The organism is Salinicola sp. MH3R3-1 (assembly GCF_001937155.1).
Taxonomy (GTDB): domain Bacteria; phylum Pseudomonadota; class Gammaproteobacteria; order Pseudomonadales; family Halomonadaceae; genus Salinicola; species Salinicola halophyticus.
In genome coordinates this window covers 54,059-81,027 of record NZ_MSDP01000019.1, presented here as the reverse complement: position 1 = coordinate 81,027, position 26,969 = coordinate 54,059, and the positions used below count along the sequence as shown (strand labels likewise).

Sequence of the window (26,969 nt, the reverse complement as noted above, 5' to 3'; positions counted from 1 at the left end):
GTGGCTCGTGGCTCGTGGCTCGTGGCTCGTGGCTCGTGGCTCGTGGCTCGTAGAATGGAACAGCAGGAGCAGCAGCGGGGCCAGGCTATGATAAAAGACACGATGAGAGGCGTGGCTAGGTAGGTAGCAGGTGCCGGGCCGATAAAGCCAAACAAATAGGCATATAAATTATTTTTCTTATTACCAAAAATAAAATTGCGCTATTCTACGGTGCTCTGCTGGGCGAATAGATGGCGCCTCTCTTGCATACATCTCCACTCGAAGGGTCTTGATCTCATGTCAAAACGTTTGCTGAAGAGCACTTCACTCCGCCGAGTCACTTTGGCCATGGCGCTGGGGTTGTCGACATCACTGGGCGCCGCAGTGGCGCAAGCCGATACCCTCCGGGTAGGGATGTCTGGGGGCTACTATCCGTTCACCTACGTCGAGCACGATGATCTCAAGGGGTTCGAGGTCGATCTGATGAACGCGATCGGCGAGATCACTGGCGATGACATCAAGTTCGTCACGGCAAGCTTCTCCGGGCTGGCGGGCATGCTGGATTCCAATCGAATCGATACCATCGCCAACCAGATCACCATCACGCCGGAACGTCAGGAGAAGTACCTGTTCAGCACCCCTTACGTTTATGACGGTGCCCAGGTCGTGGTTCGCAAGGGTAACGATGCCATCAAGGGCGTCGAGGATCTCAAGGACAAGACGGTCGCCGTCAATCTTGGCTCCAACTATGAGCAGTTGCTCAACGAACTACCCTACGCGGACCAGATCAACATCAAGACCTACGATTCCAACATCGAACAGGATGTCGCGCTTGGCCGAGCCGATGCATTCGTCATGGATCGGGTCAGCGCGTCCCAGGTCATCAAGGACAAGCCGCTGCCGCTCCAGTTGGCTGGTCAGCCTTTTTCCAAGATCGAGAATGCCTATCCCTTCCGCGATGACGAAGCCGGCAAAGCACTCCGAGATCGTGTCAACGACGCCCTCGCGAAGTTACGTGATAGCGGCAAGCTGGGCGATCTTTCCAATAAGTGGTTCGGATCCGATATCACCCAGCCGTGATCGGTACCGAGCATCGCTGGCCCATGACGCCGATCGACGTCATGGGCCTTTCCATTATTTGAAGTCGCCAGCCGCGGAGCGCCAAGGCCTATGCACGCCCTCGATTTCGACTACATGCTGGGCCTGGTGCCCATTCTCCTGAGCTATCTGCCGCTGACTCTGGAAATGGCGGCCGCCGGTATGGCCTGTGCACTGGTGCTGGCCTGTCTGCTGGCCGTCATCCGGGTAACCCGCGTTCCCGGCCTCAACGCTTTCGCCCTGCTGTTCATCTCGTTCTTTCGGGGCACGCCACTGCTCGTTCAGCTGTTTCTGTTCTACTACGGGCTACCCCAGGTGATGACCTTTCTGGTTGCGATCAACGGTATCACCGCCACCATCCTCGGCCTGACACTGCATTTTTCAGCCTATATGGCGGAATCGATTCGCGCGGCGATCGTCGGCATCGATCGTAGCCAGACCGAAGCCGCGCTCTCCATCGGCATGACCCGAGCGCAACTGATGCGGCGAATCGTGCTGCCCCAGGCGACCCGTGTCGCGACGCCGACACTGATGAATTACTTTATCGACATGATCAAGTCGACATCACTGGCCTTCACCCTCGGCGTCACCGAGCTGATGGGCGCAACCCAGAAAGAGGCCGCCGGGAGTTTTCTCTATTTTGAGGCCTTCCTGGTCGTCGCGGTGATCTACTGGATCGTGGTCGAAGCGCTCTCCTGGATCCAGAAATGGCTGGAAAAACGACTCAATCGGGCTTATCAGCGATGATCGAACTCAAGGGTATCCGCAAGCAATTCGGCGACCATGTCGTCTTCGACGAGATCGACCTCAGCCTGGACCGCGGTGAGATCATCGTGATCGTCGGGCCCTCGGGGACCGGCAAGTCCACGCTGCTGCGCTGCATCAACTTCCTCGAGACGCCCGACGCCGGCCACCTGACCGTCGGCGATCTCAGCTTCGATACCACTCGCGCCACCCAAGATCAGATCCTCGCGCTCAGGCGACGTACCGCCTTCGTGTTCCAGAACTACGCTCTGTTCGCCAACAAGACCGCGCTCCAGAACGTTGCCGAAGGGATGATCGTGGTCGATCGCGTCCCCAAGGCCAAGGCATACGCCAGGGCGCGCGAGATTCTCGAGCGTATCGGCCTGGCCGACAAGGCCGATGCCTACCCCGCCTCGCTTTCCGGCGGCCAGCAGCAGCGCGTGGGTATCGGTCGGGCAATGGCCGCCAATGCCGACGTCATTCTGTTCGACGAACCGACCTCGTCGCTGGATCCGCAATGGGTGGAAGAAGTGCTCGGCCTGATGAAACAGCTAGCGGCCGAGCATCAGACCATGATCGTCGTGACCCATGAAATGCAGTTTGCCCGCGAGGTCGCCGACCGCGTGGTGTTCATGGATCAGGGTCGGATCATCGAGCAGGCGCCGCCCGCGGAACTGTTCAGCCAACCCAAGGATGAACGCACGCAGCAGTTCCTGCGCAAGATCCTGGCAGCGAACGTCGGCTGATCGACGCCCGCCGCGCTGGGGTCAGCGCCTTGAGGACGATCTTGAAAAAGTGCTCTTAGAGGCTTTTGAAAACCCCGGCGCGCTGATCGCGAAGAAGCGTTCGACCACGTCGTCCCGCACGGGTGGGGTCAGGCACGAGACGACCACGAACAGTGGCAGATTGACCATCAATCCCCAGAATCCGGCGTGAATCCCCAGAGGATTGGGCCAGATCAGCGTGAACGCCAGCGTGACGCTGAACCCGCTCGCGATCCCGGCCAGTACGCCCCACCGCGACGCGCGGGTCCAGAGAAACATGCCGATGAACGCCGGCAGCACCTGCGTCGCGAACCCCAGTCCGACCAGCAGGATCATGATCAGGTTGCTCGGTTCACTGATCGCCACCGGCGCCACGATCAGCGCCATGATCGGTATCAACAGGCGCCGGGCCAGACGGGCGGTGGTCGCTTCACTGAGACGAAACAGGGGTTGAGCAATATCCTTGGCATAGGCCATCGACACCGAATGCAGAAACGGTTCGCAGGAGGACATCGCCGCGGCCAAGGTCCCCGCCCCCAATAGCCCCACCAACCAGCTCGGCAGATGCTGCAGGGCGTACTCGAGCGCCACGGTATCCGCTCGATCGAGGTTGGGCAGCGCGGTGATCCCGATGAACCCCACCACCACCATCGGCAGGACGACGATGTAATAGGTCGGCAGCCAGGTGGCGCTGCGCCGGATGGTCTCGGCCGAGCGCGCGCTCATCCACTGGCTCCAGACCGGCGGCATGAACGACAGCATCGACACGATGATCGAGGTGGTCCAGAACGCGAAGCTCATCTTGCCGTCACCGCCAGGCAGGGTCAGAAAAGCGGGCCGTTCACTGGCCAGCCGATCGAAGACACCCGCGAAGCCCAGCTCGCCGGTGGCGTGATGCGCCGCCCACAGTCCGACCGTCCAGGCCACGACCAGCATCAATATGCCCTGGAAGGCATTGGTCAGGCCTATCGCTCGCTGACCGCTGACGTAGAGATAGATCGCGATGACGCCTAGAATCACCACCACGCCCGCCCAGACGGGGATGCGCCCGCCACTCATCACCGACAGGATATAGGCCGAACCGATAGTCTGAAGCACCGCGTAGGCGAGCGAGCCGATCGACATGACCAGCGCCGCCAGCCCGCCAAGCAGCGGACTCTGGTAGCGATCGGCAATTGCCGCGCCTTGAGTCACGTGGCCGAAGCGCTGACCGAAGGCCCATACCTTGGGCCCGCAATACCATGCCACCAACGCCAGATAGGAGAGATAGATCACCACATAGAAGACCGCCACCCCCTTGCTGTAGGCCCAGCCCGGCGCGCCCATGAAGGTATAGGCGCTGATGCTGCCGGCAGCGATCAGCAGATAGAGCGTGACAGGCCCCATGCTGCGCCCGGCCACGCCCCACTCCTCCAGGCTATCCATGACGCGTCCGCCTCGCGCCCGCAAGCCGATGAACAGCGCAATGCCGATATAGCCCAACGTGATCCACAGCGGTAACAGACTAGTCGTCATGTGAAGAGGCCTTGAGCCAACGGTTGGCGATCAGCATGACGAGCCAGCAGCCCAGCACGATCAAATAGGTCCACACGGCAATCCAGGGCAATCCCAGCCAAAGTCGCGGTTGATTGAGCCAGCCGATCACCGGCCACAGGCCCAGAGCGATCAGCGCCACGAACGTCAGAGTCAAAGTCCACCCCATCCCTGAACGCGGACGGACGACAAAATGTTTCATCGAGATGCTTAACCTTTGAAGATCCAGCCGTTGAAAATCCGGCTTTTTGAAAAATCCAGCCCTGGGAGAATCAGGCGTCGTAAAGCGCGGCGCGCGCATAGAATAACGCATCGCGATCGGCAGCCTGCACCCTGCGTCGTATCGCTGTAGCATTTTCTCTTCTAGTCTAGTGACGCGTCACCCGCCGGGTGTCCTTTTGCCTGAGCGCTATCTAGCGTGCCTGAGCACTCATCGACGATTATTCAGCGACGAGCTGCGCGACAGGGATCAGTGCGTGACATCGGTAGCCGAACAATACGAGGACAAACATGAAAGGGAACCACCTCAGTCTACGCGAGTGGCTGCAACATACGGCATCGGCTGGCTATATCGCCAAAGGGCTGATCTATCTGACGATCGGCTGGTTGGCCCTGCTGACCACGATAGGTCTTGGCGGCAGCGAAAGCGGGGCCTCGGACGTCATCCGCAAGATCGCGCTGTGGCCTTTCGGGCGGGTATTGCTGGCCATACTTGGCCTGGGGCTGATCGCTTACGTGCTGTGGCGTCTGGCCCAGGCAGTCTGGGATACCGAGCGCAAGGGCAACGACTGGAAGGGCTGGATTCAACGACTAGGATTCGTGATCAGCGGTAGCCTATACGTCACGCTCGCCTGGCAATGTGCGACGCTGGTGTTCCAGAGCTTCGCCCAGTCGCAGAGCAGCGGATCCTCGCAAAGCACCGAACGTCTGATGGGCCTCCCTGGCGGGCGCTGGCTACTGTTGCTCATCGGGCTTGTGTTCATCGGCGTCGGCATCCATCAGCTGATCCGCGCCTGGAAGCGCTCCTACCGCAAGAACTGGCACCTGCAGAGCCGGCCCAACCCTCCCCTGCCATTGCTCGAGGCCATCGCGCGCCTGGGCCTGGCGGCGCGGGGCGTCACCTTCGTGCTGATAGGGGGGTTGCTGGCGCTGGCGGCCTGGCGTCTTTCGCCCAGCGATGCTCAAGGTCTCAGCGCCGCGCTGGATCTGCTGGCTCACCAACCTTTCGGGGATTACCTGCTGGGTGCGGTCGCAGTAGGGCTGATAGCGTACGGTGGTTACTGCTTCATCAATGCCGGCTATCGCCGGGTGAGACATCCCAAGAATTGACCCTGACGAGCTTTCGCCGACCCATGCCACTGCGTGTTGACTCGAGAACAGACGAAAAAAAGACCGCCGAGGCGGTCTGAAATCGATCGACGCAGCCAACCAAGCAACACGCCGCCCGGAATGCAGCGGCGTCGCGGGATAGCTCCTGGCTTACTGCGACGCACCTGTATTGAGTGGCTCGCTGTTGGTGGAGTCCTTGCCAGCCACGCCTTCCTGATCACTGCCGCTCATGGGCGCGCTATTGTCCATCGTGGGTTGCATCGCGTCGGCATTGCCGTGGCTGGGCATGCCCTTCACCATCCCGTCACGGTTAGCACTATCCTTGCTCGCCATCCCCATCTGATCGCTGCTGCTGTTGGGCGCACTATCGTCCATGGCATTGCTAGCGGAAGACGTATGTGACGAGGAAGACATCCCATTGATCATCGCATCACGGTTGGTGCTGTCCTTGCTCGCCATGCCCATCTGATCGCTGCTGCTGTTGGGCGCGCTATCGTCCATGGCGGTCTGTGCCACGGATGCACCGCTCAACATGACCAACATCAAACCGGTAGCGAGACCGAAACGGCGGCTAGTAGAGATTTTCATAAGAGGCTCCTGCAGTATCAATGATCGAACGTGGCGTCACGTCCGAGACGTTCCCTGACAAAGCGGCGTTGGTCGCCTGTCAATGAATACGCCGACGCATCGAGTTCAGATGCATGCCCTTCATTCAATCTTCTCAGCCCAGCATCAGCGCGCCACCGGCGGCGGCGATGGCAGCGCCGATCCCGCGCAGCCAGCGGCTGTCTCGCTGCATCAACCAGTTGCCGGTGAAACGCCCAGCCAGCGTGATGGCGACGCTGGCGATGACGAAACCGAGCGCATAGAGGGCAGCCGAGGCGCCCGGTGCCAGTTCGCTGCCGTGAGCGTGGCCGTGCAGCAGAATGAACGCGAACACCAGCGATCCGCCCAAGGCGCTGGGCAACTTGACCAGACTGGCCAGCAGCACCCCTGCCAGCAGAACGCTCGAAGCAATCCCGAACTCGACGCCGAGCAGCGGCACGCCCGCCCAGGCGAGCCCGGCACCGGCGACCATACCCAGCGCGATCAACAGCGGCATGGCTCGACGCAGCGCGGGCGCCTGACGGCAGCTCCACAAACCGATCGCCAGCATCGCGAGCAGATGGTCGAGGCCGGACAACGGATGCATCAGCCCGGCAAAGAAGCTTCCACCGTGGGTATGCGGCAACGGCCCGGGATGCGCCAGGGCCGCCGACGCGACCAGCAACGTCAGCGGCGCGGCCAGCCAGGCCAGACGACGAGCAGTGACAGAGGATGAAGTCATGACAGTTCTCCTTGGATCGTACGGCTATTGGCGTACGAATATTGAGTTTACGAATATTGTATGCACCGAACGCAACGTCAGTTGGCAGTCAGCAGTGCTTGATCCTGAATGGCACGACAGGCGTCACCGCGCCGTTCGGGCAGCATGCCACGATCGAGAATGAAGCGAACGATGGTCTCGGCACCGACGCCGTCGTGCAGGTTGGTAAAAACGAAGGGGCGTTCGCCGCGCATCATCTTGGCGTCACGCTCCATGACGTCGAGCGAGGCGTGAACGTAGTCGGCAATGTCGATCTTGTTGATGATCAGCAGATCCGACTTGGTAATACCCGGCCCACCCTTGCGCGGTATCTTGTCGCCGGCAGAGACGTCGATCACGTAGAGCGTCAGATCCGACAGTTCGGGACTGAAGGTGGCGGCCAGATTGTCGCCACCGGACTCCACCAGTACCAGTTCCAGATCCGGATGCCGCGCGTGGAGATCATCGATCGCCGCCAGATTCATCGACGCGTCCTCGCGAATCGCGGTGTGCGGGCAGCCCCCGGTCTCCACGCCGATGATCCGATCCGCTGCCAGCGCGTCGTGGCGCAGCAGGAAGTCGGCATCCTCACGGGTGTAGATATCATTGGTGACCACCGCGATATCGTAGTGGTCGCGCAGCGCCAGACACAGCTGCTTGAGCAATGCCGTCTTCCCGGAACCCACCGGGCCACCGACACCGACGCGTAAACAGTGCTTCATCGTACTCACCTCTCCTTGCCTACTCTCAACTGCGGAACAGCCGCGAATACTGTGTTTCATGCAGGGCGCTTGCCAGCGCCAGCCCCGGTAACACCGGGCCCAGCTCGGCATCCGTCAACCGGTTGGCGGTGTCGACCGCGCTGGCAAGCTCGGGGCGCAGCCGCTCGATCAGCCGCTGGGCCGCCGTCTGCCCCAACGGCAGCGCCTTGCAGGCCGCCGCAAGCTGATTCTCGAGCCACGCCCAGGCAAAGCCGAGCTGGGCATCGGCGACGGCGATACCGCGCCGATGGGCCAGCCAGGCAAACAGCGTGACGTAGGCGGGTCGCTGGGGTAACCAGCCGGATGCCGGCAGTAGGTCGAGATCGCCCAGCAGACGCGCCAGGGCTTGCCCCAGCCTCAGTTCCTCCTCCGCCAGCTCGGCAGTCTCGCGGGTGGCCTGGAGCCAGTCGTTCCAGCGCTGCAATGTCTCCCGGTCCTCGTCTGCCCAGGCCGTCTGCAGTCTGGCCAGAACCGGCAGCTCGCACGATGTCAGGCCATCCTCGATCACGCCCGACAACCAGGCGCCCAACCCCTCTTCGTCGTTCACCCAGCCCAGCTCGAAGGCGCTCTCCAGACCCTGAGACCAGGCAAAGGCACCGATCGGCAAGGCCGGGCTGACCAACTGCATCAGCCCCATCAGCGCCAACGGATCGCGCGTCGACTCGGCCGCCATCACTCAAAGCTCATGCTTGAGACCGTCGCGGTGCGACAGATGGCGCTGGAAATCGTAGACCTGGGCGTGCCGCTGACCATGGCCGTGCACCGGGTCGTGAGGATGGTAGTGGGCATGGCCTTGAGAATGGCCTTGAGAGTGGCCGTGAGAATGGTCGTGGGACTGACCAGAATGCTCATGGCCTTGCCCGCCTCCGGAGCCGGATGCGGGCCCATGATCATGACCATGGCCTTCGGCATAGGCGCCGGGCTCGGGATCGAACGGCGCCCGGTGGTGTTCGAGCGTCGCCCCGAGTCTCGTCGCCAGGGCCTCGAGCACATGGTCCGGCGGGAATCGCACCCAGCCGCCCGCCTCGTCGCCGCCGATCGCCAACTGCACATGGCGATTGCCCAGGTGGTAACAGAGCCGAGCCTGGACCAGACCGGCCGCGGTCTTTGCCGTCACCACCGGTTCGTCGGCCGCTCGGACCGCAACGATTTCGCCCGTCTCGGCGCGCAGCAGCGCCCCGTCGCGAAGCACCGGGCCACGATCCAGGAAGAGACCGATCTCGCGGCCGTTGTCGCTGACGGCCTTCAATCTCCCCCGCATCCGCAGTTCGAACGGCAGCGTAACGCTGTCGACGGCAACGGCATCGGATGTCGCCTCGAGCCGTTCAATCAATTTCCACATGTCTGTCTACCTCGTGATGGCCGGATACGGGGCTCGGGATGACCTCGATATAGATAACCGAAAACAAGCCCGGCCGGCAGATGAATAGTCGAATCAAAAAAGGTGATAACGCTGAGCCAGCGGTAACTCGGTCGCCGGTTCACAGGTCAGCAGCTCACCGTCCGCGCGAACTTCATACGTCTGCGGATCGACGGTCAGGTGCGGGCAGGCGTCGTTGAGTTTCATGTCCTTCTTGCGCACGTCTCGCACCTGCCTGACAGCAGAGAGTTCACTCTCCAGCCCCAGCCGCGATTTGATCCCGGCGTCCAGCGCCGCCTGGCTGACGAAGCTCAGACGCGTCGCACTGGCGGCCTTGCCGAAAGCGCCGAACATCGGCCGATAGTGAACCGGCTGCGGCGTCGGGATTGACGCGTTGGGATCGCCCATCGGCGCGGCAGCGATCATCCCGCCCTTGATGATCAATGCCGGCTTGACGCCGAAGAAGACCGGATTCCACAGCACCAGATCCGCCAGCTTGCCGACCTCGACGGATCCCACTTCGTGGGCGATACCGTGGGTCAGCGCCGGGTTGATGGTGTACTTGGCAATATAACGCCGCGCGCGGAAGTTGTCCGCGCCGAGCGCTTCGTCTTCCGGCAGCAGTCCGCGCTGGACTTTCATCTTGTGTGCGGTTTGCCAGGTTCGGCAGACCACCTCGCCGACGCGTCCCATCGCCTGGGAGTCGGACGCGATCATCGAGATTACGCCCATGTCGTGAAGAATATCCTCGGCCGCGATGGTCTCGCGGCGGATGCGCGAATCGGCGAAGGCGACGTCTTCGGGAATGTTGGGATCGAGGTGGTGGCAGACCATCAGCATGTCGAGATGCTCGTCGATGGTATTCACCGTGTAGGGCCGCGTCGGGTTGGTCGACGACGGCAGCACGTAGTCCTTCGAGCAGGCAGTGATGATATCCGGCGCGTGACCGCCCCCGGCCCCTTCGGTGTGGTAGGTGTGAATGCCGCGTTCCTTGAACGCCGCCAGGGTGTCCTCGACGAAGCCGGATTCATTGAGCGTGTCGGTGTGGATCGCCACTTGCACATCAAAACGCTCGGCCACGCTCAGGCAGTTGTCGATCGAGGCCGGCGTGGTGCCCCAGTCCTCGTGCAGCTTGAGCCCGATCGCCCCGGCGACGATCTGGGCCTCTAGCGCGTCGGGCAGGCTGGCGTTGCCCTTGCCGAGCAGGCCGATATTCATCGGCAGCGTATCGATCGCCTGCAGCATCTTGCCCAGGTGCCACTCCCCCGGCGTGCAGGTGGTGGCGTTGGTCCCGGTCGCGGGACCGGTGCCGCCGCCGAGCATCGTCGTCACGCCACTCATCAGCGCTTCCTCGACCTGCTGCGGACAGATGAAGTGGATGTGTGCGTCTATACCGCCAGCGGTCAGAATCTTGCCCTCTCCGGCGATGATCTCGGTACCCGGGCCAATGACGATTTCGACGTCAGGTTGCACGTCCGGATTCCCCGCCTTGCCGATCGCCGCGATCCGCCCTTTCTGCAGACCGACATCCGCCTTGACCACGCCCCACCAGTCGAGAATCAGCGCATTGGTAATGACCGTGTCCATGACCGAATCATCGTGACGCTGGCTCTGGCCCATGCCATCGCGGATGACCTTGCCGCCGCCGAACTTGACCTCATCGCCATAGACGGTCGCATCGCTCTCGACCTCGATCCACAGCTCGGTGTCGCCCAGGCGCACGCGGTCACCGACGGTGGGGCCATACATGTCCGCATAAGCCTGCCGGGTGATCTTGACCATCAGTTCGCTCTCCCTTCGTCGCCATTATCATCGCGTGCCCTACGCGTGGCTTGCGCGTCCTGCGTGTCCTGTGTGTCCTGCGCAGCCTTGGGCGCATTGGAAGGCGGCGCATTGGAAGGCGGCGCATTGGAAGGCGGCGCGTTATTTCGCGCGGCTGTGGGCGCGTTAGCGTTAGTTCGCGCGGCTGTGGGCGCGTTAGCGTTAGTTCGCGCGGCTGTGGGCGCGTTAGAAAGCGACGCGTTAGAGAGCGAACCCATGACATCACCGCGAAAGCCGAAGACTCGCCGCTCGCCGACGTAAGGCACCAGCGTCACTTCACGAGTCTGGCCCGGCTCGAAACGAATGGCCGACCCGGCCGGCACGTCGAGGCGATAGCCCCGCGCCTTGGCGCGATCGAACGCCAACGCCGGGTTGGTCTCGGCGAAATGGTAGTGTGAGCCGACCTGAACCGGCCGGTCACCGGTATTGGCGACATCCAGCGTGATCGTCTCGAGGCCCGCATTGAGCTCGATCTCGCCATCCTGAATCTGCATTTCACCGGGAATCATCGGTTTCCCCTTTTATCGATTCTTGTCCTGTGGAGCGACGTTTCCGCTGTCTGATCGAACGCAGCCGCGTCAGACGATGGGGTCGTGAACCGTGACCAACTTGGTACCGTCCGGAAAAGTCGCCTCGACCTGGACCTCATGGATCATCTCGGCGATGCCCTCCATGACATCCTCGCGAGTCAATATCTCGCGGCCATAGCTCATCAGATCGGCCACGCTGCGCCCATCGCGCGCGCCCTCCACGATCTCGAAGCTGATCAGCGCCACCGCCTCGGGGTAGTTGAGCCTGAGCCCGCGCGCGCGTCGTCGCTCGGCCAGTTGCGCCGCGCTGAACAGCAGCAGCTTGTCTTTGTCTCGGGGTGTCAGTTCCATATCGATATCCTGTCTGTGAGCTACGAGCTACGAGCTACGAGCTACGAGCTTTGCAATGTTGCGCCGGCTTCGGGGCGCTGTAAAAAGCCATGCGCCGGCTTCGGGGCGCTGTAAAAACCTGACGCCGGCTCCGGGGCGTTGTAAAAAGCCATGCGCCGGCTCCGGGGCGCTGTAAAAACCTGACGCCGGCTTCGGGGCGCTATCAAAAACGCGACGACCGGCGGATTTTGGATGATTACGTTCGCCAGATCCTCGGTTCGCAGACCTGGCGCCCGGCCAGTAGTGGTCTGAGGCAAGCCCAGGCAGCCCGACACAGGGCCCACGCCTCGTTGCGCGAATCGCCAAGATAACGCAGCAGCACGACACCGTGGCGCTGGGTCACCGCCCAGTTCGTCGCCGCCGGCAGCGCGGCGCGAATCGCGTCCACGGCGTCCTGCGTCGAAGGCAGTCCGGCCGCCCACAGCGTCGCCTGCACCGTCGCCCCGCCTTGCCCCCAGCGGCCCACGAAACGCGGGTGCCGTGGATCCAGCGGCTGACGCTCCAGCCATAGCGGACGACCGTCGTGAATCAATCGAAAGCGCTGCTCGATACGCCCGCTCTCGAACGGCAGATGGCTGGCCGGACGCCCCAGGGCCATGATCTCCCACCCCAGGCAGCGTGCATTTCCCTGTAGCCGGATTTCGGTCTGCTGCTCGCCCCGGGAGCCATCGAAGGCGATGGTTTCCTGCGGCAACCACTCAAGCATCGCGCCGTCCTCGACGCGGAATCGATTGATCTGGGACCAAGCGACGGCGTGACTGTCCGCACAATAGAGCTTGGTCGCCGCCGGTGTGGTCAGCACCGCGTGGGCAGCCGCCTGGACACTCACATCGACTTTCAAGGCATCGCCGCTGACAAGGCCACCCGGCGGATGCAGCAGATAGACGTGGCAGGGATCGGACTGCCCCGCCACGCGGGGCTCCGGGTAGAACGGCCGCTGTACCCGCAGCGGCCCGTGGTGACGCGCGCGCATGAGCCGCGTGCGCGTCGCTGCTGGCGTCGCCTCGGGCATTGCCGTGGCCATTACCGTGGGACGGGCGGCAAACTCGAGCGACAGCGAGGCGTCCCAACGCCGGCTCGCATCGAACCGATGGCCCGAATCCGCAGGCGCCGTTCGCCAGTGGCGTGAAAGGTCTGCCGTCATACCGTCAAATGTCGCTTGATCAATTCGTCACTCAGTTCGGCAATATCGCCATTGGCCACAGCCTGGCCGCGGTCCATGATCATGAACCCGTCGGCGTATTGGCGCGCGAACGGCAGCTTCTGCTCCACCAGCAATACCGTCAGACCATCTTCGCGATTGAGACGACGGATCACTTCACCGATCTGGGCGACGATGTTGGGCTGAATACCCTCGCCCGGCTCATCCAGAATCAGCAGCCTCGGGTCGAGCACCAGCGCCCGGCCGATGGCCAGCTGCTGCTGCTGACCGCCGGAGAGATCGCCGCCTCGACGATAGCGCATCTCCTCGAGCACCGGGAACAGCTCATAGATTCGCTCGGGAATCCTGCGTTGCCTGTCTCTCCTCGCCGGCAGGCCGATACGCAGGTTTTCCTCCACCGACAGCGTGGCGAATATCTGGCGCCCCTGCGGCACGTAACCGATGCCCAGGCCAGCCCGTGCTTCCGGGCGACGCTTAAGCAGGTCTTCGCCGTCGAAGCGAATCGCCCCGCTGCGCGCCGCCACCTCGCCCATGATCGTCTTAAGCAGCGTCGTCTTGCCGACGCCGTTACGCCCCATGACGCAGGTGCAGCGCCCGGCAGGCACGTCGAGCGACAGGTCGCGCAGGATGTGACTCTCGCCGTAGTACTGGTCGAGCTTGTCGACGCTGAGCATCAGGCTGCCTCCTCGTCGCCGCCGAGATAGACCTCGATGACCCGCGGGTCGCCGGCGACCTCGTCCATGGTGCCTTCCGCCAGCACGCTGCCCTGATGCAGCACCGTGACCTGCCGAGCGATCGAGCGCACGAAGCCCATATCGTGTTCGACCACCACCACCGACTGCTTGCCTGCCAGCCGCGTCAGCAGCTCGGCGGTACGGTGCATTTCCGGCTCGGTCATGCCGGCGACGGGCTCGTCGACCAGCAGCAGCCGGGGTCGCTGCATCAGCAGCATGCCGATCTCGAGCCACTGTTTCTGCCCGTGGGAAAGCACGCCTGCCAGGCGATAGCGTTCCGAGGTCAGTCCCGTCGTCTCGAGCACTTCGTCGATCCGGGCCTGGCCTTCCCGATCGAGGCGGGCCAGCAGGGTCTTCCAGATTCGGCGATCGCCAGCCATGGCCAGTTCCAGGTTCTCGCTCACGTCGAGCGCCTCGAACACCGTCGGCTTCTGGAACTTGCGGCCGATTCCCAGGTTGGCGATCTGCGGCTCGTCCAGCGTCAACAGGTTGTGGCGACTGCCGAACCAGACCTGGCCCTGATCCGGCCGGGTCTTGCCGGTGATGATGTCCATCATCGTCGTCTTGCCCGCGCCGTTGGGGCCGATGATGCAGCGCAGCTCGCCGTCGTCGATGGTCAGATTGAGCCGATCGATGGCCCGGAAACCGTCGAAACTGACGCTGACGTCCTCGAGATAGAGAATCGGACCGTGCCGGACATCCACCGGCGACTGCGCCGGCGCCATGAAGTCGAATACCCTATCCGGACGCGCGAGCTCCCGCAGACGCCCCAAACGGGAGGACTTGTCGAGGGTCCTATCGATCGCGCTCATGCGCTGGCCTCCTGCTGTTCCCGCCGATCTTGCTGTTCCTGCCGATCTCGGCCCCCTTCGTGATCCCGTCGTTTGCCGCGCCACTGCGAAATCACCCCGGCGATACCCTGCGGCAGCAGCATCGTGACCAGCACGAACAGCCCACCGAGGATGAACAGCCAGGCGTCCGGCATCGACCCCGTCAGCACCGTCTTCAGATAGTTGACGACCAGCGCGCCCAGCAAGGCACCATAGAGCGTGGCGCGCCCGCCCAGCGCCACCCACACCACCACCTCGATCGAGAACAGCGGCGCGAAGGTGCTGGGGTTGATGATCCCGACCTGGGGCACGTAGAGCGCCCCGGCGACGCCGGCGATCATCGCCGACACCACGAATAGTGCCAGCTTGACGTGATCGACCCGATAGCCGATGAATCGCACCCGCGCTTCGGCATCGCGCGTCGCCATGCTGACCCGGCCGAGACGCGACACCGTGATCGCCCGGCATATCCAGAACGCCAGCAGCACCGCCATGCCGGATGCCACGAACAGCGCCACGGTCATGCCTTCGCCCGCGAGCGAGAAGCCCAGCAGTTCGTAGAAGCGGGTTAGCCCGGTGCTACCACCCAATCCCATTTCGTTGCGATTGAACGCCAGCATCAGTGCAAACGTCAGCGCCTGGGTGATGATCGAGAAGTAGACGCCGGTAACGCGGGAGCGAAATGCCAGCCAGCCGAAGACCAGCGCCAACAGGCCAGGCGCCAGCAGGATCGCCAGCGCCGCCACCGGGAAATAGCTCATGATCGACTGCCATCCGGGTAGCGGCGAGGTCTGCGCGTTGAGGTAGAGCCCCATGGCATAGCCACCGAGCGCAAAGAACGCGCCGTGCCCCAGACTCAGGATGCCCAGATAACCCCAGATCAGATCCACCGCCAGCGCCAGCAGCATGTACGTGAAGTACTTGCCCAGCAGCGCTACCGTGGCCCCACTGACGTGAAGGGCATTCGAGTCCGGCAGCGCGTTGAGTATCAGCACCGCCAGCATGCCGACGATCAGCACCAGGCTGGTCAGCAGCGTCGAGCGGGAGAGAAAGGCCTGACGGGAACGATCGCCACGCCCGAGGTTGTCGGTAAGCGTCATGAGATCCGCCCCTTAGGTGCGAAGATGCCCTGCGGGCGCTTCTGGATGAACAGGATCACGCCCACCAGCACGATGATCTTGGCCAGCACGGCACCGACCCAGGGCTGCAGCACCTGATTGATCACCCCAAGCGACATCCCCGCAACCAGCGTTCCCCAGAGATTGCCCACGCCACCGAACACCACCACCAGGAAGGAGTCGACGATATAGCTCTGGCCCAGGTTCGGCCCGACGTTGGTGAGCTGGGAAAGCGCCACGCCGGCCAATCCGGCCACGCCCGCCCCCAGCCCGAAGGTCAGCATGTCGACGCGGCTGGCGCGCACACCCATGGCGCGGGCCATTGCCCGGTTCTGGGTCACGGCACGCACCTCGAGCCCCAGCCGGGTATAGCGCATCAGCGCCCATAGCCCGGCGAAGACCACCAGGCAGAAGAGCAGAACGGCCAGACGATTGAGCGTCAGCGACAGCGCCTCGTTGATCTGCCACGCCCCTTGAAGCCAGTCCGGCGAGGCCACCCGGCGGTTGAGCGGTGAAAACACGCTGCGGACCAGCTGCTGAAGGACGAGACTGAGACCGAACGTCGCCAGCAGTGTCTCCAGCGGTCGGCCCTTGAGAAAGCGGATCACGGTGCGCTCGATCACCACGCCGAACGCGCCCGCTACCAGGAAGCCGCCGGGTATCGCCAGTGCCAGCGCCAGCCCCGGCTGACCGGGCAGCGCCTGCTGGATCATCCAGGTGGTATAGGCACCGATCATGATCAGCTCGCCGTGGGCCATGTTGATCACGCCCATGACACCGAAGGTGATCGCCAGACCGATTGCGGCCAGCACCAGAATCGATCCGGCGCTGAGACCGAAAAACAGCGTCTGCGCGCGGTCGTACCAGGCCCGCTTGCTCTCGATGCCGCCGAGCACCGACTGCGCCTCGGCGGCGAGTGTCGAATCACCGGCGGCGATCGGCGTCAGCGTATTGCGCACGCGGGTGTCGAGATTGCCGCGCAGCGTCTCGAGCGCATCGGCATCGCCTTGCTGGAGATCGTAGAGCGCCAGCGCCACATCGAGCTGGCCGCGGACGGCATCGCTCTCTTCTTCGTCGCGCATCCCGCGCACACGATCGGCGTTGTCGGCCGTGACTTCGCCGACCAGGCGCTGCGCTGCCGACAGCCGAGAGGCTTCGTTGCCAGCGCTCAGCGACAATGAAGCGAGCAGCCCCTCGATCCGCGTGCGCAGGTCGTTGTTGATCTTGAAGATATCCACGGTGCGCCGGGTGCCGGTACCGGCGTCTTCGAGGGTGATGGCGTCGATGATCGGCCACTCGCGACCGCTATCATCGGTAATGATGTAAAAGCGCTCGCCGCGCCGCTCCTTGCCCAGGCGACCGTCGAGCAGCGCCTGCAGCCAGCGCGTCTTCTGCTCGATATCGCTGTCGGCGATCGCCTGAGCGGCGTCGCCCTTGGCCTGGAAGCTATTGGTATCGAGTGCCTCCAGTAGCGTCTGCGGCTCGGCAGGAGCCGCCGCAGCGGGCCGGGCGAGAATCGCCACCCAGAGCAGCAGCAGGCAGAGCAGCAGACACTCGATGATCAGGCGACCGAGAGAGCGGCCACCTGCTGAAGAATTCGGGGTCATGGTTCAACGCTCACGATGCGATGCTCGAATGAGATCCCGCACCGTCACACACGACGCGAGATTCACTGTCGTCGGCGCCCACGCCTACTCCTACTCCTACGACAACGGGCACCGACATCGATGGCCGAAGCGCGAGGGACACCCCTCGGCTCCGGCCGTGCTCAGGCATGCTCCGACCTCAGTTCGCTCCCGGGCCGTCTTCGCAGGTCATCGACTCGACGTCGAGCTTGCCGCAGCGCAGCGGGGCCCTCCAGTCGCTGATCAGGTTCTTCGACTCCGGCAGGTAATCCGACCAGGCATCGCCGGCGACGGTCGTCGGTGTGCGCCAGACCACGCTGAACTGCCCGTCATCCTGGATTTCGCCGATCATCACCGGCTTGGTGATGTGGTGGTTGGGCATCATGGTGGAACCCCCACCCGACAGGTTGGGCACGGTCACGCCGATGATCGAATCCTTGACCGCATCGACATCGGTGGTGCCAGCTTTCTCGACCGCCTGCACCCACATGTTGAAGCCGATGTAGTGCGCCTCCATCGGGTCGTTGGTCACCGCCTCGTCGTTGCCGGTATAGGCGACCCAGTCGTCGATGAAGTCGTAGTTGGCATCGCTGTCGACGCTCATGAAGTAGTTCCACGCCGCCATGTGGCCGACCAGCGGTGCGGTGTCGATGCCGGTCAGCTCCTGCTCGCCCACCGAGAACGCGACCACGGGGATGTCACCCGCCGAGATCCCCTGATTGGCGAGCTCGTTGTAGAACGGCACGTTGGCATCGCCGTTGATGGTCGACACCACCGCGGTCTTCTTGCCCTGGCTGCCGAAATCCTTGACCTGCGAGACGATCGACTGCCAGTCGCTGAAACCGAACGGCGTGTAGTTGACCATGATGTCGTCATCCGCGACGCCGTTGGCCTTGAGATAGGCCTCGAGAATCTTGTTGGTGGTGCGCGGATAGACGTAGTCGGTGCCCAGCAGCGCCCAGCGCTCGACGCCCTGACTCTTCAGATAGTCCACTGCCGGAATCGCCTGCTGGTTGGGCGCGGCACCGGTGTAGAAGATATTTTCGGAAAACTCCTCGCCCTCGTACTGCACCGGATAGAACAGCAGCCCGTTGAGCTCCTCTACCACCGGCAGCACCGCCTTGCGCGAAGCCGAGGTCCAGTTGCCGAAAATCACGTCGACATGATCGTCGCCGGTCAACATGTCACGCGCCTGTTCAGCGTAGAGCGACCAGTCCGATGCCGGATCCATCACCACCGGTTCGAGCTTGCGACCGAGCAGTCCACCCGCCTTGTTCTGCTTGTCGATCAGCATCAGCATCTCGTCCTTCAGCGTCGATTCGCTGATCGCCATGGTGCCGGAAAGCGAATGCAGGATACCGACCCGAATCGGACCGTCATCCTGCTGCTGGGCGACGGCAGCATTGCCAAAGCCGGCCAGCCCCAAAGCGATGCTGGAGCCGGCTATCAACTTGCGAAGGGAGTTTGTTGTCATTGGGTTCTCCTGATCCTGGTCATGGCCCTTGATGATCGGCTTGATCGGCCCGGTGATCGAAAGCCCTGTGCGAGGACGCACCGGCAACGATCGGAGAACCCTATGCATTTTTCGTGCCTTGATCTCTTCGCACTCATTTTTTGTATACAAGGAACGAGAAAAAAGGGAGAACTTCGTCCAACGAGAAAGGAATTGGTGCAGAAAAAGACCCGCAAATCCGTCAGGACTTTGACGGTTGGCGCAGCAGGCGCCAGTTCGCCGCGGGCAATGCACCATTTTCGTGCTCGGAAGCGCATCGAAACCGGCAAGCGGCACATGAAGGTGCATAGCTAGGCGCATCAGAGAGGCGCACAGAAGAAGCGCACAGAAGAAGCGCACAGAAGAAGCGCATGAGGATGCGGGCCGCGTCGCCAAACGCTAGCGCCCCCGCGTCAACGCCGGGATGGAATCCGCGTGACCTAGAACAGGCTCTGATCCAGCGCCATCAGTCCTGCCGGGCCGGCGGCGATCTGGCGTTCCAGCGCTTCGCTCTGAGGTAGCTGGCGCTCGAGAAAATGCTGACCCACCAACAATTTGGCGCGGTAGAACGCTTCGCCCGATGTCCCGTCTACTGTCAATCCGTGGCGAGCGGCCCGAGCGGCCTTCCACCACATCCAGGTGTAGGCGGTGTAACCCAGCAGTTGCAGGTAGTCGTGGGCCGCGGCGCCCGCGGCAGCCGGATCCGTTCGCGCCATCTCCATCAACTGCGCGGAGACGCGCTCCAGGCGTGCCAGCTCTTCCATGGCCGCGCGGCGAAAAGGGATCACTGTCGGATCACCCGAGTCGGTGTCGAGATCGGCCCGCATCTGCTCGGCGAAGCGACGCAGATAAGCCCCCTGGTTGCGCATCAGCTTGCGTCCGACCAGATCCATCGCCTGAATCCCGTTGGTGCCCTCGTAGATCATCGCGATTCGGGCATCGCGCACGAACTGTTCGGCGCCCCACTCGACGCAGTAGCCGCTGCCGCCATAGATCTGCTGCGCCTCCACGGTGGTCGCGAAGCCGCGATCGGTCAGAAATGCCTTGGCCACCGGCGTCAGTAGTGCCACCAGATCCTCGGCCACCTCTCGCACCTCGGCGTCAGGGTGGTACTTGGCCCGATCGAGCTCGCGCGCGACGAAAGCGGCAAATAGCCGACCACCTTCGTTCCAGGCGCGGGCGTTGAGCGCCATGCGCCTGACGTCGGGATGGACCAGAATCGGATCGGCCGCCTGATCGGGTTCGGCGACGCCGCCGGGGGCACGACTCTGGCGACGCTCGCGCGCGAACGCCATCGCGCTCTGGTAGGCGACGTCGCCCAGCCCCAACCCCTGAATGCCGATCGAGAGTCGCTCGTAGTTCATCATGGTGAACATGGTCGCCAGACCCTGATGCGGCTCGCCGATCAGGATGCCCTGGGCATTGTCGAAGTGCATGACGCAGGTCGCGCTGCCCTTGATCCCCATCTTGTGCTCGAGCCCGCCGCAGACCACGCCATTGGCGTCGCCCAGCGAACCGTCCTCGCGCACCTCACGCTTGGGCACCAGAAACAGCGAGATGCCCTTGGCGCCCGCCGGCGCGTCGGGCAGTTTGGCCAGCACCAGATGGACGATATTCTCGGTCAGATCGTGCTCGCCGCCGGTGATCCAGATCTTGCTGCCGGTGATGGAATATCGCCCGTCGCTACCGGGCACTGCCCGCGTCTTGATCAACCCCAGATCGGTTCCGCAATGCGGTTCGGTCAGACACATGGTGCCCAGCCACTCACCGGCGTAGAGCCGAGGCAGGTACCGCGCCTTGGTCGCCTCGTCGGCATAGGCATCTAGCAGCAGTCCCGCGCCGTTGTTGAGCGCCAGATAGAGAGCAAAGCCGGCGTTGCTGGCGTAGAGCATTTCATCGAAAGCCTGGGTCAGCAGTTTCGGCAAGCCCTGGCCACCATGGTCCGGGTTGCCTCCCAATCCACACCAGCCGCCCTGGGCGAGTTCCTGAAAAGCGCCCTGGAACCCTGCAGGCGTCCTCACTTCGCCTCCCTCGAAGCGGCATCCTTCGGCATCGCCACGCTGGTTGAGCGGAAACAGTTCAGCTTCGACAAGCCGTCCGGCCTCCTCCAGCACGGCATCGGCGAGCTCGGCGCTGAGCTCGGCGGTCGCCGGCATGGCCTGCCACTCTCGCTCGGCGTCGAGCACCTCTTCACGAATGAAGCGCATGTCGACGAGCGGTGCACGATAGTCGGCCATTCGAACTCTCCCGATGGTTTTCAAACATTCGTTTCAAATCAGCCAAGACTATAGGCAAAAGGACTGCCGTCTTCACCCTGACCTTGGTCTAGCGCTCGATCAGCGATAAAGCCGACCCGGGAGATGCCGTTCAGCGGATAAATGGCAGTAAAACCGGAGATTCTGGCCTAGACGGTTGGAAGGCCCGACTTGATTCAGGATAATTGGGAAACTTGCGTGTTCCCGCGGATACGTCAGACTGAGTACTCCCTCGACAGGGTGGTCGCTCGCTGACACCACGCCCGAACGACGCAAGGGAGCGCAAGGGAATCGTCGTCATTCGCCATGCGAGTGCGGCTTTTAATAAAGACACACCAAATGGAGACGGCTAGTGGCTCAAGACGCTAATAACCAGCCGGATGCGCCAAAGGAAGGCGTGCCGGCACCAGAGGGTCCCGCCAATCTCATCGATACCGATTATGTGATTGGCCAGGACAATATCCAGACCAACAAATTCGGCATGAATGTCGATCTACATGGCAAGGTCTTCTCGGTCTCGTCATTATTGATCCTGTTTTTCGTGATCATCACGCTGGCGCTACCGGATCAGATGGGACCGTTATTCAACGGCGCGAAGAGCTTCCTGACCGACAATCTGAGCTGGCTGTTCCTGTTTGCCGCCAATATCTTCGTGATAGTCGCCGTGGTGCTGATCTTCACGCCACTCGGGAAGGTCCGACTCGGCGGCCTGCATGCCAAACCGGACTTCAGCTATGCCGGCTGGTTTGCCATGCTGTTCGCCGCCGGCATGGGCATCGGGCTGATGTTCTACGGCGTCTCCGAACCGATCACGCACTTCGGCACGTCCGTCACGGGAGACTCCTGGGCACCATTGGGCGGCGCCCAAGGCGACCAGGCGGCTTCCCAGTCGCTGGCTATGGCAGCCACGATCTTCCACTGGGGCCTGCATCCGTGGGGTATCTACGCCGTCGTCGCCCTGGCATTGGCGCTGTTCTCGTTCAACAAGGGCCTGCCACTGACCATGCGTTCGATCTTCTACCCGATTCTGGGTGAGCGCATCTGGGGTTGGCCGGGCCACGTCATCGATATCATGGCGGTGCTGGCGACTCTGTTCGGTTTGGCTACCTCGCTGGGTTTCGGTGCCTCGCAGGCCGCAGCCGGACTCAACTATCTGTTCGACATTCCCAATACCGACGTCACCATGGTGGTGCTGATCATCGGTATCACGCTGGTTGCGCTGGGCTCGGTAGTGCTGGGCGTCGACAAGGGCGTTCAGCGTTTGTCGCAGCTCAACATGGGACTGGCGTTCCTGCTGCTGCTGTTCGTAATCATCGTCGGTCCGACCATGTTGATCGCCACCGGCTTCGTCGAAAACCTGGGTTCCTACCTCAAGAATCTGCCCGCGCTGTCCAATCCGTTCGGTCGGGAAGATGCGGACTTCGTGCATGGCTGGACCGCGTTCTACTGGGCCTGGTGGATCTCCTGGTCACCGTTCGTCGGCATGTTCATTGCGCGTGTGAGCCGTGGCCGTACCGTTCGCGAGTTCCTGATTGCCGTGCTGCTGGTCCCGACCATCGTGTCCGTATTGTGGATGACCGCTTTCGGCGACACCGCGATCAATCAGCTCGTCAGTGATGGCTTCGAAGGGGTGAAGGAAGCGGCTCTGCCGTTGCAGCTGTTCACCATGCTCGGCCAGCTCCCGCTGACCTCGATCACGTCGTTCGTCGGCATCATCCTGGTAATGGTCTTCTTCATCACCTCCTCCGACTCCGGTTCGCTGGTGATCGACTCGATCACGGCCGGCGGCAAGGTCGATGCGCCGACGCCGCAGCGCGTGTTCTGGGCCTTGATCGAAGGCGCCATCGCCATCGCCCTGCTGCTGGGTGGCGGTCTGGCGGCACTGCAGGCGGCGGTTATTACCACTGGTCTGCCGTTCACGATCGTACTGCTGGCAGCCTGCTATGCGATCATCCAGGGGCTGCGTTCCGAGCCTCGCGGTTGACGCCATAGGCCATCGTCACAAAAGGATGGCAGACAAGAAGCGGGCGGCTCATGGAGCCGCCCGCTTTGCGTTGGAATATCCGATAACGCTTATCGCCAAGATATCGAGCTTATCGCCACAGCGCGCTGACCGGCGTTTGCCAATCGTAGTGATAGAGAATCTGCGCCTGCAGCAGCTCAGCGGTCGCCAGTGAATCGACCAGCGCGTGGTGGCCCGTATAGGCGGGAAGATGATAGCGCTGCCGACTCTCGTGAAGGCGAATCGATGCCATCGGCCGCCCCGCCCAACGCCTCAACCGGGCCCACCACGGTTGCCGATGTATCCGCGCCTCCAGCGACATGGTGTCGATCATCGGCATCAACAGCCCTTCGCCCAGACGCTCGCGAATGGCGGCGTCCAGGAAGGTACGCTCCAGCTGGCGGTAGTGGACCACCACCAGCCGCCCCGCGAGTATCGGTAGCAGCTCATCGATGATCGCCGCGAAGTCCGGCGCGTCGGCGACTTCCGCGTGAGTGATGTGATGGAAAGCGACCGACTCATCGCTGAGCTGGCGTCGAGGCGATAGGACCCAGTAACGGCCATCGGCGGGACGAATCCGTCCCAGCGTAAATGGCATGACGCCGACGCTGACGATGTCATGGCGACTGCCATCGAGACCGGTGGTCTCGAAGTCCATCGCCACCAGCGGCGCCTCGCCGATCGGCGTGTCGGGATCCAGCGTACCCTGCGCATAGAAACTGGCCAGGCGCGGCTCGCGTACCCGCTGGGCCCGCGAAGCCAGATAATCCGGCCAGTTCGGCTCCGTCTTCTTGTCGGCTCCCCAGCGCCAGGTCATCGGCCGCCTCTGCGCGGCGCACCGCCCTGTGGCGATCCCGATCTGTCAGGCTCGGTTTTCGACGAGCTCTGCCGGGTGGGCATGATGTAGCGAAACGAGAGGAATTTCTGCGCGTTGCTGATGGCTTCGAAGGCGTCCTTGAGGTTGTGGCGCTCCCGACTGCCGATGTTTTCCGGATCGACGCTGTTGTCGGGCTCGACGCCCTGCTCGATCGCCTCCGCCTGATGGCGGATTCTCACCATCGACATGAACTCGAACGCGTAGCGCAGACGATCGGTGACCCCGTCCGCGAGCAGTTTCGTCTCGGCGATATCGTCGAGGCGGGTGAAGGTATTCTGCGCCTTCGAACCACACGCCAGCGCATGCACGCGAACCAGATCTGTCAGCGGCGCAGTGCCACGACGCTTGAGGTTGATCGATTTGCGATGCTCGCCGTCCTGATCCATGACGAACTGACGGAAAAACCCCAGCGGGGGCGTGCGATTTCTGGCGTTGCGCGCCAGTGCCGCCAGAAAGACGGGGCGCTGTGGCGCCAGTTCGGCAATCAGATCCTGCAGCGATTCGACCATCGGCGCTTCGCCATGGACCGGTGCCAGATCGAAGAAGATGGAGCTGTGCAACAGGCGTTCGCCGTTGGGCTCCTCCATCCACTCGGTGAAATATCGCTTCCAGACGTGCAGCGGCTGCCGCCAGCGCGAGTTGGTCGCCATGACATCGCCCTTGCAGTAAGGGTAACCACAGGCGTCGAGGCCTTCGCAGACGAATTTGGCCAGCGCCTTGAAGTACTCGCCGTGCCGATCCGGATCGTAGTCGTCGTCGAGTACCAGCGCATTGTCCTGGTCGGCGTTGATGGTCGGCTCTTCTCGCGCCATCGAGCCCAGTACCATGAAGCAGTACGGTACCGGCGCCGGGCCCAGCTCGCTCTCCGCCAGTTCGAGAAGACGCTGCGTGAAGGCGCGACCGATCGTCGCCAGCGCCCGGCACACCATCTCGGAGTTGGCACCATCGGCGACCATGCGCACGAACCCGGTGCGCACTTCGGGCGCCAGCTTGGCGAGCTGCTCCGCGCTATTCTGAACGAAGACGTTATTGACCAGAAACAGACTGCTGTGGGTTTCGTGACGGACGATATCGGAGAGATGCAGCACGCCGATCGGCTGGCGCCGGTACAGCACCGGCAGATGGTGGACCTGGTTGCGCAGCATGCTCAGCATCGCCTCGTAGACCGACTCGTCGGACTGGGTGACGATGAGCTTGCGCGACATGACATCGCCCACCGGGGTCTGGGGCGACTTGCCCTCCGCCAACACGCGGGTGCAGAAGTCGCGATCGGTCAGGATACCGTTGAGTTTCCAGTGGCGGCCGTCCGGCCCGGTGAAGGTATAGGCGGACTGCGTCTCGGTGACATCGATCACCAGCACGCAGGTGGCATTGGCGTCGCGCATCTGCTGCGCGGCCTGCTGGAGGGTGGTCGTGGCTTCCACCATCTGCGGCTGCCGGTTGATCAGCTTGCGCACCCTTGTGGTCATCAGCCCGCTGTCGTCGCGCTGCTGCTCGACCGTCACCTTGAGGCGCTGCCCGCCGGTCTCCACGAACTCGGCGAAGTCGTCGTCCTCCTCGCACACCGCCTCGAAGACATCGCCGGGGATGAAGTAGATCAGCGTATCCTCGATCGCCCCGACCGGATAGCGAACGCGACGATTGCTGCGCAGCAGATCCGAATAGCCAAAGATGTCGCCTTCGCTCAGACGGTTGAACAGGCGGCCACTGCGCTGGTACATCTCCACCGCACCGCTGCGGATGTACCAGAGCGAATCGATCGGCTGGTCCTTGACCAGAAGCTCGCTGCCGGCCTGAAAATAGCGAATTTCGACCTCGCCGGCGATGCGATCGAGCAACGCATCGGGGAGATTGTCGAACGGCGCGAACTGCGCCATGTGACCTCGGATATCCAGCTGTTCAACGTTCATGCCCTTCTCCCCCGTCGCGAGCTCTCATTGTCGAAGGGCCAAGAGATGGCGTCAACGACGACTCGTTCGCTATCCGGTTGATCTCTCGATGGAAACGGTCAGGAACCCGATTCGGGCAAATGCGTCCGATGCGCAAGGATCGGCCAGCGGCGGGCGCAACCCCGGGGAAAACGGATCGGCAGGAGCCGATACGACAGTCAGGCGCTGTCGGCCTGGGAGAGTGGCGTGGGATGCTTGCCTTCGACCCAGCCGAGGCTGCCACTGTCGGTTGGCTGGAACCACTCGAGACGCGATGCCAGCTCGACTACGCTACCCACGACGATCAAGGTCGGCGGGCGGGGCTGATGCGCGCCCAGGCTATCGGGCAGGCGGGACAGCGTACCCAGATGCACGCGCTGATTGGCTGTCGTGCCCTGCTCGATCAGCGCCAGCGGCGTAGCGCCATCCAGCCCGTACGCCATCAGCCGCTCGCGAATCAGATCCAACGCGCCTAGGCCCATATAGAAGACCAGCGTCTGATCGCCACGCGCCAGCGCCGTCCAGTCGAGATCGCAGCTGCCATTCTTGAGATGGCCGGTGACGAAGCGCACCGACTGAGCATGATCGCGATGGGTCAGCGGAATTCCCGCATAGGCGGCGCAGCCGGAGGCCGCGGTGATTCCCGGCACCACGTCGAAATCGATGTCGGCGGCGACCAGCGCCTCGAGCTCCTCACCGCCCCGGCCAAAGATGAACGGGTCTCCGCCCTTGAGACGGACCACCCGGTTACCCGCCTTGGCCCAGTCGACCAGCGCCTGATTGATACCCTCCTGGGGCACACTGTGCCTTGAACGCGCCTTGCCGACGTAGAAACGCCGCGCCGAGGGATCGATCAGCGCCAGGATTTCCTGGCTGACCAGCCGATCGTGTATCACCACATCCGCGCGCTGCAGCTGCCTGAGCGCCTTCAGCGTCAGCAGCTCCGGGTCGCCGGGACCGGCACCGACCAGCGAGACATGGCCGCGTCGCCAATGGCCATCGGTAGGGACGGAGGCAGAGGCGGGCTGCGCGGCATCCTCCACGGTCACCCGCGGCGGCAGACGGACGCTGCACAGTGTCGGATGCGCCGGTACGTAAACCGCGACGCCGGCTTCTACCGCCACGCTGGCGACTTCTCGGTCACGCTCCCCATCCCCGCTGGCGACCAGCCATAGCTGCCCCGCCCCAGCCACCGGTTCATCGTCACGCACCACCCACCCTTGGGCGCCGCACAGAGACGCCAGGGCTGGCATCAGCGACACCGCATGCACGGTCACGACCGGCATCAGCCC

24 protein-coding genes and 1 pseudogene are annotated in these 26,969 nt (G+C 63.0%); 5 read left to right on the top strand and 20 right to left on the bottom strand.

Annotated elements, in window-relative coordinates; genetic code table 11:
* The first annotated feature begins 327 nt into the window (after positions 1-327).
* The 3 genes from BTW08_RS12995 (at position 328) to BTW08_RS12985 (ending at position 2,567) form a co-directional block, all read left to right on the top strand.
* Positions 328-1,059, top strand: a complete 732-nt coding sequence (locus BTW08_RS12995; protein WP_246837739.1) for an amino acid ABC transporter substrate-binding protein — start codon at positions 328-330, stop codon at positions 1,057-1,059.
* Positions 1,060-1,149: 90 nt separating this feature from the next.
* Positions 1,150-1,824 (top strand): amino acid ABC transporter permease, encoded by a 675-nt coding sequence (locus BTW08_RS12990; RefSeq protein ID WP_075562949.1) that lies wholly within the window; start codon positions 1,150-1,152, stop codon positions 1,822-1,824.
* Entirely contained in the window at positions 1,821-2,567 is a 747-nt protein-coding gene (locus BTW08_RS12985) for an amino acid ABC transporter ATP-binding protein (RefSeq protein ID WP_075562948.1), read from the top strand. Before BTW08_RS12990 ends, BTW08_RS12985 begins: the two co-directional genes overlap by 4 nt.
* A gap of 21 nt (positions 2,568-2,588) precedes the next feature.
* Here the strand turns inward: BTW08_RS12985 and BTW08_RS12980 are convergent, their stop codons facing one another.
* Together BTW08_RS12980 and BTW08_RS12975 are read right to left on the bottom strand one after the other, a co-directional pair.
* A complete protein-coding gene (locus tag BTW08_RS12980; protein ID WP_075562947.1) occupies positions 2,589-4,100 on the bottom strand; it encodes a sodium:solute symporter family protein in 1,512 nt (503 codons plus the stop codon).
* Positions 4,090-4,275 carry a hypothetical protein gene (locus tag BTW08_RS12975; protein WP_246837737.1) on the bottom strand — a complete coding sequence of 62 codons (186 nt, stop codon included), beginning with the start codon at positions 4,273-4,275 and terminating at the stop codon, positions 4,090-4,092. The genes BTW08_RS12980 and BTW08_RS12975 overlap by 11 nt, the downstream gene beginning before the upstream one ends.
* Positions 4,276-4,628: 353 nt before the next feature.
* Here BTW08_RS12975 and BTW08_RS12970 point away from each other — a divergent pair, with 353 nt between their 5' ends.
* A complete protein-coding gene (locus tag BTW08_RS12970) occupies positions 4,629-5,447 on the top strand; it encodes a DUF1206 domain-containing protein (RefSeq protein ID WP_075562945.1) in 819 nt (272 codons plus the stop codon).
* A gap of 150 nt (positions 5,448-5,597) precedes the next feature.
* On the opposite strand, the gene BTW08_RS12965 is transcribed toward BTW08_RS12970, so the two are convergent.
* The 15 genes and pseudogenes from BTW08_RS12965 to BTW08_RS12895 form a co-directional block, all read right to left on the bottom strand.
* The gene (locus BTW08_RS12965; RefSeq protein WP_075562944.1) at positions 5,598-6,035 is read right to left on the bottom strand and encodes a hypothetical protein; all 438 of its coding nucleotides are present in this window, start codon (positions 6,033-6,035) and stop codon (positions 5,598-5,600) included.
* Positions 6,036-6,168: 133 nt separating this feature from the next.
* A complete protein-coding gene (locus BTW08_RS12960; protein ID WP_083627856.1) occupies positions 6,169-6,774 on the bottom strand; it encodes a HupE/UreJ family protein in 606 nt (201 codons plus the stop codon).
* 77 nt (positions 6,775-6,851) lie between these two features.
* Complete coding sequence (ureG, locus tag BTW08_RS12955) at positions 6,852-7,514, bottom strand: urease accessory protein UreG (protein WP_075562943.1); 663 nt, start codon at positions 7,512-7,514, stop codon at positions 6,852-6,854.
* Between the two features lie 25 nt (positions 7,515-7,539).
* A complete protein-coding gene (locus BTW08_RS12950; RefSeq protein WP_075562942.1) occupies positions 7,540-8,226 on the bottom strand; it encodes an urease accessory UreF family protein in 687 nt (228 codons plus the stop codon).
* Positions 8,227-8,229: 3 nt separating this feature from the next.
* Complete coding sequence (gene ureE, locus BTW08_RS12945) at positions 8,230-8,895, bottom strand: urease accessory protein UreE (protein WP_075562941.1); 666 nt, start codon at positions 8,893-8,895, stop codon at positions 8,230-8,232.
* A 93-nt stretch (positions 8,896-8,988) separates the two neighbouring features.
* Positions 8,989-10,695: an urease subunit alpha gene (ureC, locus tag BTW08_RS12940; RefSeq protein ID WP_075562940.1), complete on the bottom strand. Its 1,707-nt coding sequence runs from the start codon at positions 10,693-10,695 to the stop codon at positions 8,989-8,991.
* 245 nt (positions 10,696-10,940) lie between these two features.
* Positions 10,941-11,243 (bottom strand): annotated as a pseudogene (locus BTW08_RS19385) (urease subunit beta); the annotation flags it as partial.
* A gap of 69 nt (positions 11,244-11,312) precedes the next feature.
* Positions 11,313-11,615, bottom strand: coding sequence for an urease subunit gamma (locus tag BTW08_RS12930; protein ID WP_075562939.1), 303 nt, complete (start codon positions 11,613-11,615; stop codon positions 11,313-11,315).
* Positions 11,616-11,850: 235 nt separating this feature from the next.
* Positions 11,851-12,798: an urease accessory protein UreD gene (locus tag BTW08_RS12925; RefSeq protein ID WP_075562938.1), complete on the bottom strand. Its 948-nt coding sequence runs from the start codon at positions 12,796-12,798 to the stop codon at positions 11,851-11,853.
* On the bottom strand, positions 12,795-13,490 hold the full coding sequence (gene urtE, locus BTW08_RS12920) for an urea ABC transporter ATP-binding subunit UrtE (protein WP_075562937.1): 696 nt from the start codon (positions 13,488-13,490) through the stop codon (positions 12,795-12,797). Before urtE ends, BTW08_RS12925 begins: the two co-directional genes overlap by 4 nt.
* Positions 13,490-14,323 (bottom strand): urea ABC transporter ATP-binding protein UrtD, encoded by an 834-nt coding sequence (gene urtD, locus BTW08_RS12915; protein ID WP_139313652.1) that lies wholly within the window; start codon positions 14,321-14,323, stop codon positions 13,490-13,492. The genes urtE and urtD overlap by 1 nt, the downstream gene beginning before the upstream one ends.
* A gap of 35 nt (positions 14,324-14,358) precedes the next feature.
* On the bottom strand, positions 14,359-15,480 hold the full coding sequence (gene urtC / locus BTW08_RS12910; RefSeq protein ID WP_075562935.1) for an urea ABC transporter permease subunit UrtC: 1,122 nt from the start codon (positions 15,478-15,480) through the stop codon (positions 14,359-14,361).
* Complete coding sequence (gene urtB / locus BTW08_RS12905; RefSeq protein ID WP_075562934.1) at positions 15,477-17,105, bottom strand: urea ABC transporter permease subunit UrtB; 1,629 nt, start codon at positions 17,103-17,105, stop codon at positions 15,477-15,479. Before urtB ends, urtC begins: the two co-directional genes overlap by 4 nt.
* 178 nt (positions 17,106-17,283) lie before the next feature.
* A complete protein-coding gene (gene urtA / locus BTW08_RS12900; RefSeq protein WP_075562933.1) occupies positions 17,284-18,597 on the bottom strand; it encodes an urea ABC transporter substrate-binding protein in 1,314 nt (437 codons plus the stop codon).
* A 458-nt stretch (positions 18,598-19,055) separates the two neighbouring features.
* On the bottom strand, positions 19,056-20,852 hold the full coding sequence (locus BTW08_RS12895) for an acyl-CoA dehydrogenase C-terminal domain-containing protein (RefSeq protein ID WP_075562932.1): 1,797 nt from the start codon (positions 20,850-20,852) through the stop codon (positions 19,056-19,058).
* A 370-nt stretch (positions 20,853-21,222) separates the two neighbouring features.
* Between BTW08_RS12895 and BTW08_RS12890 the strand changes: the two genes are divergently transcribed.
* Entirely contained in the window at positions 21,223-22,854 is a 1,632-nt protein-coding gene (locus BTW08_RS12890) for a BCCT family transporter (protein ID WP_075562931.1), read from the top strand.
* Positions 22,855-22,963: 109 nt separating this feature from the next.
* On the opposite strand, the gene BTW08_RS12885 is transcribed toward BTW08_RS12890, so the two are convergent.
* The 3 genes from BTW08_RS12885 to cobA form a co-directional block, all read right to left on the bottom strand.
* Positions 22,964-23,689 (bottom strand): 3'-5' exonuclease, encoded by a 726-nt coding sequence (locus BTW08_RS12885; RefSeq protein WP_075562930.1) that lies wholly within the window; start codon positions 23,687-23,689, stop codon positions 22,964-22,966.
* A complete protein-coding gene (locus BTW08_RS12880; protein WP_075562929.1) occupies positions 23,686-25,659 on the bottom strand; it encodes a DUF294 nucleotidyltransferase-like domain-containing protein in 1,974 nt (657 codons plus the stop codon). Before BTW08_RS12880 ends, BTW08_RS12885 begins: the two co-directional genes overlap by 4 nt.
* Before the next feature lie 197 nt (positions 25,660-25,856).
* Complete coding sequence (cobA, locus tag BTW08_RS12875) at positions 25,857-26,648, bottom strand: uroporphyrinogen-III C-methyltransferase (RefSeq protein ID WP_281492021.1); 792 nt, start codon at positions 26,646-26,648, stop codon at positions 25,857-25,859.
* Positions 26,649-26,969: the final 321 nt, after the last annotated feature.

Excerpts from the sequence above, each read along its gene's own strand:
- BTW08_RS12930 (WP_075562939.1), bottom strand. The coding sequence starts at position 11,615 with ATGGAACTGACACCCCGAGACAAAGACAAGCTGCTGCTGTTCAGCGCG.
- BTW08_RS12985 (WP_075562948.1), top strand. The coding sequence starts at position 1,821 with ATGATCGAACTCAAGGGTATCCGCAAGCAATTCGGCGACCATGTCGTC.
- BTW08_RS12950 (WP_075562942.1), bottom strand. The coding sequence starts at position 8,226 with ATGGCGGCCGAGTCGACGCGCGATCCGTTGGCGCTGATGGGGCTGATG.
- BTW08_RS12960 (WP_083627856.1), bottom strand. The coding sequence starts at position 6,774 with ATGACTTCATCCTCTGTCACTGCTCGTCGTCTGGCCTGGCTGGCCGCG.
- BTW08_RS12925 (WP_075562938.1), bottom strand. The coding sequence starts at position 12,798 with ATGACGGCAGACCTTTCACGCCACTGGCGAACGGCGCCTGCGGATTCG.
- BTW08_RS12965 (WP_075562944.1), bottom strand. The coding sequence starts at position 6,035 with ATGAAAATCTCTACTAGCCGCCGTTTCGGTCTCGCTACCGGTTTGATG.
- urtC (WP_075562935.1), bottom strand. The coding sequence starts at position 15,480 with ATGACGCTTACCGACAACCTCGGGCGTGGCGATCGTTCCCGTCAGGCC.
- ureC (WP_075562940.1), bottom strand. The coding sequence starts at position 10,695 with ATGGTCAAGATCACCCGGCAGGCTTATGCGGACATGTATGGCCCCACC.
- urtA (WP_075562933.1), bottom strand. The coding sequence starts at position 18,597 with ATGACAACAAACTCCCTTCGCAAGTTGATAGCCGGCTCCAGCATCGCT.
- BTW08_RS12895 (WP_075562932.1), bottom strand. The coding sequence starts at position 20,852 with ATGGCCGACTATCGTGCACCGCTCGTCGACATGCGCTTCATTCGTGAA.
- BTW08_RS12970 (WP_075562945.1), top strand. The coding sequence starts at position 4,629 with ATGAAAGGGAACCACCTCAGTCTACGCGAGTGGCTGCAACATACGGCA.
- urtE (WP_075562937.1), bottom strand. The coding sequence starts at position 13,490 with ATGCTCAGCGTCGACAAGCTCGACCAGTACTACGGCGAGAGTCACATC.
- BTW08_RS12995 (WP_246837739.1), top strand. The coding sequence starts at position 328 with ATGGCGCTGGGGTTGTCGACATCACTGGGCGCCGCAGTGGCGCAAGCC.
- ureE (WP_075562941.1), bottom strand. The coding sequence starts at position 8,895 with ATGTGGAAATTGATTGAACGGCTCGAGGCGACATCCGATGCCGTTGCC.
- BTW08_RS12885 (WP_075562930.1), bottom strand. The coding sequence starts at position 23,689 with ATGACCTGGCGCTGGGGAGCCGACAAGAAGACGGAGCCGAACTGGCCG.
- BTW08_RS12990 (WP_075562949.1), top strand. The coding sequence starts at position 1,150 with ATGCACGCCCTCGATTTCGACTACATGCTGGGCCTGGTGCCCATTCTC.
- BTW08_RS12880 (WP_075562929.1), bottom strand. The coding sequence starts at position 25,659 with ATGAACGTTGAACAGCTGGATATCCGAGGTCACATGGCGCAGTTCGCG.
- ureG (WP_075562943.1), bottom strand. The coding sequence starts at position 7,514 with ATGAAGCACTGTTTACGCGTCGGTGTCGGTGGCCCGGTGGGTTCCGGG.
- BTW08_RS12980 (WP_075562947.1), bottom strand. The coding sequence starts at position 4,100 with ATGACGACTAGTCTGTTACCGCTGTGGATCACGTTGGGCTATATCGGC.
- urtB (WP_075562934.1), bottom strand. The coding sequence starts at position 17,105 with ATGACCCCGAATTCTTCAGCAGGTGGCCGCTCTCTCGGTCGCCTGATC.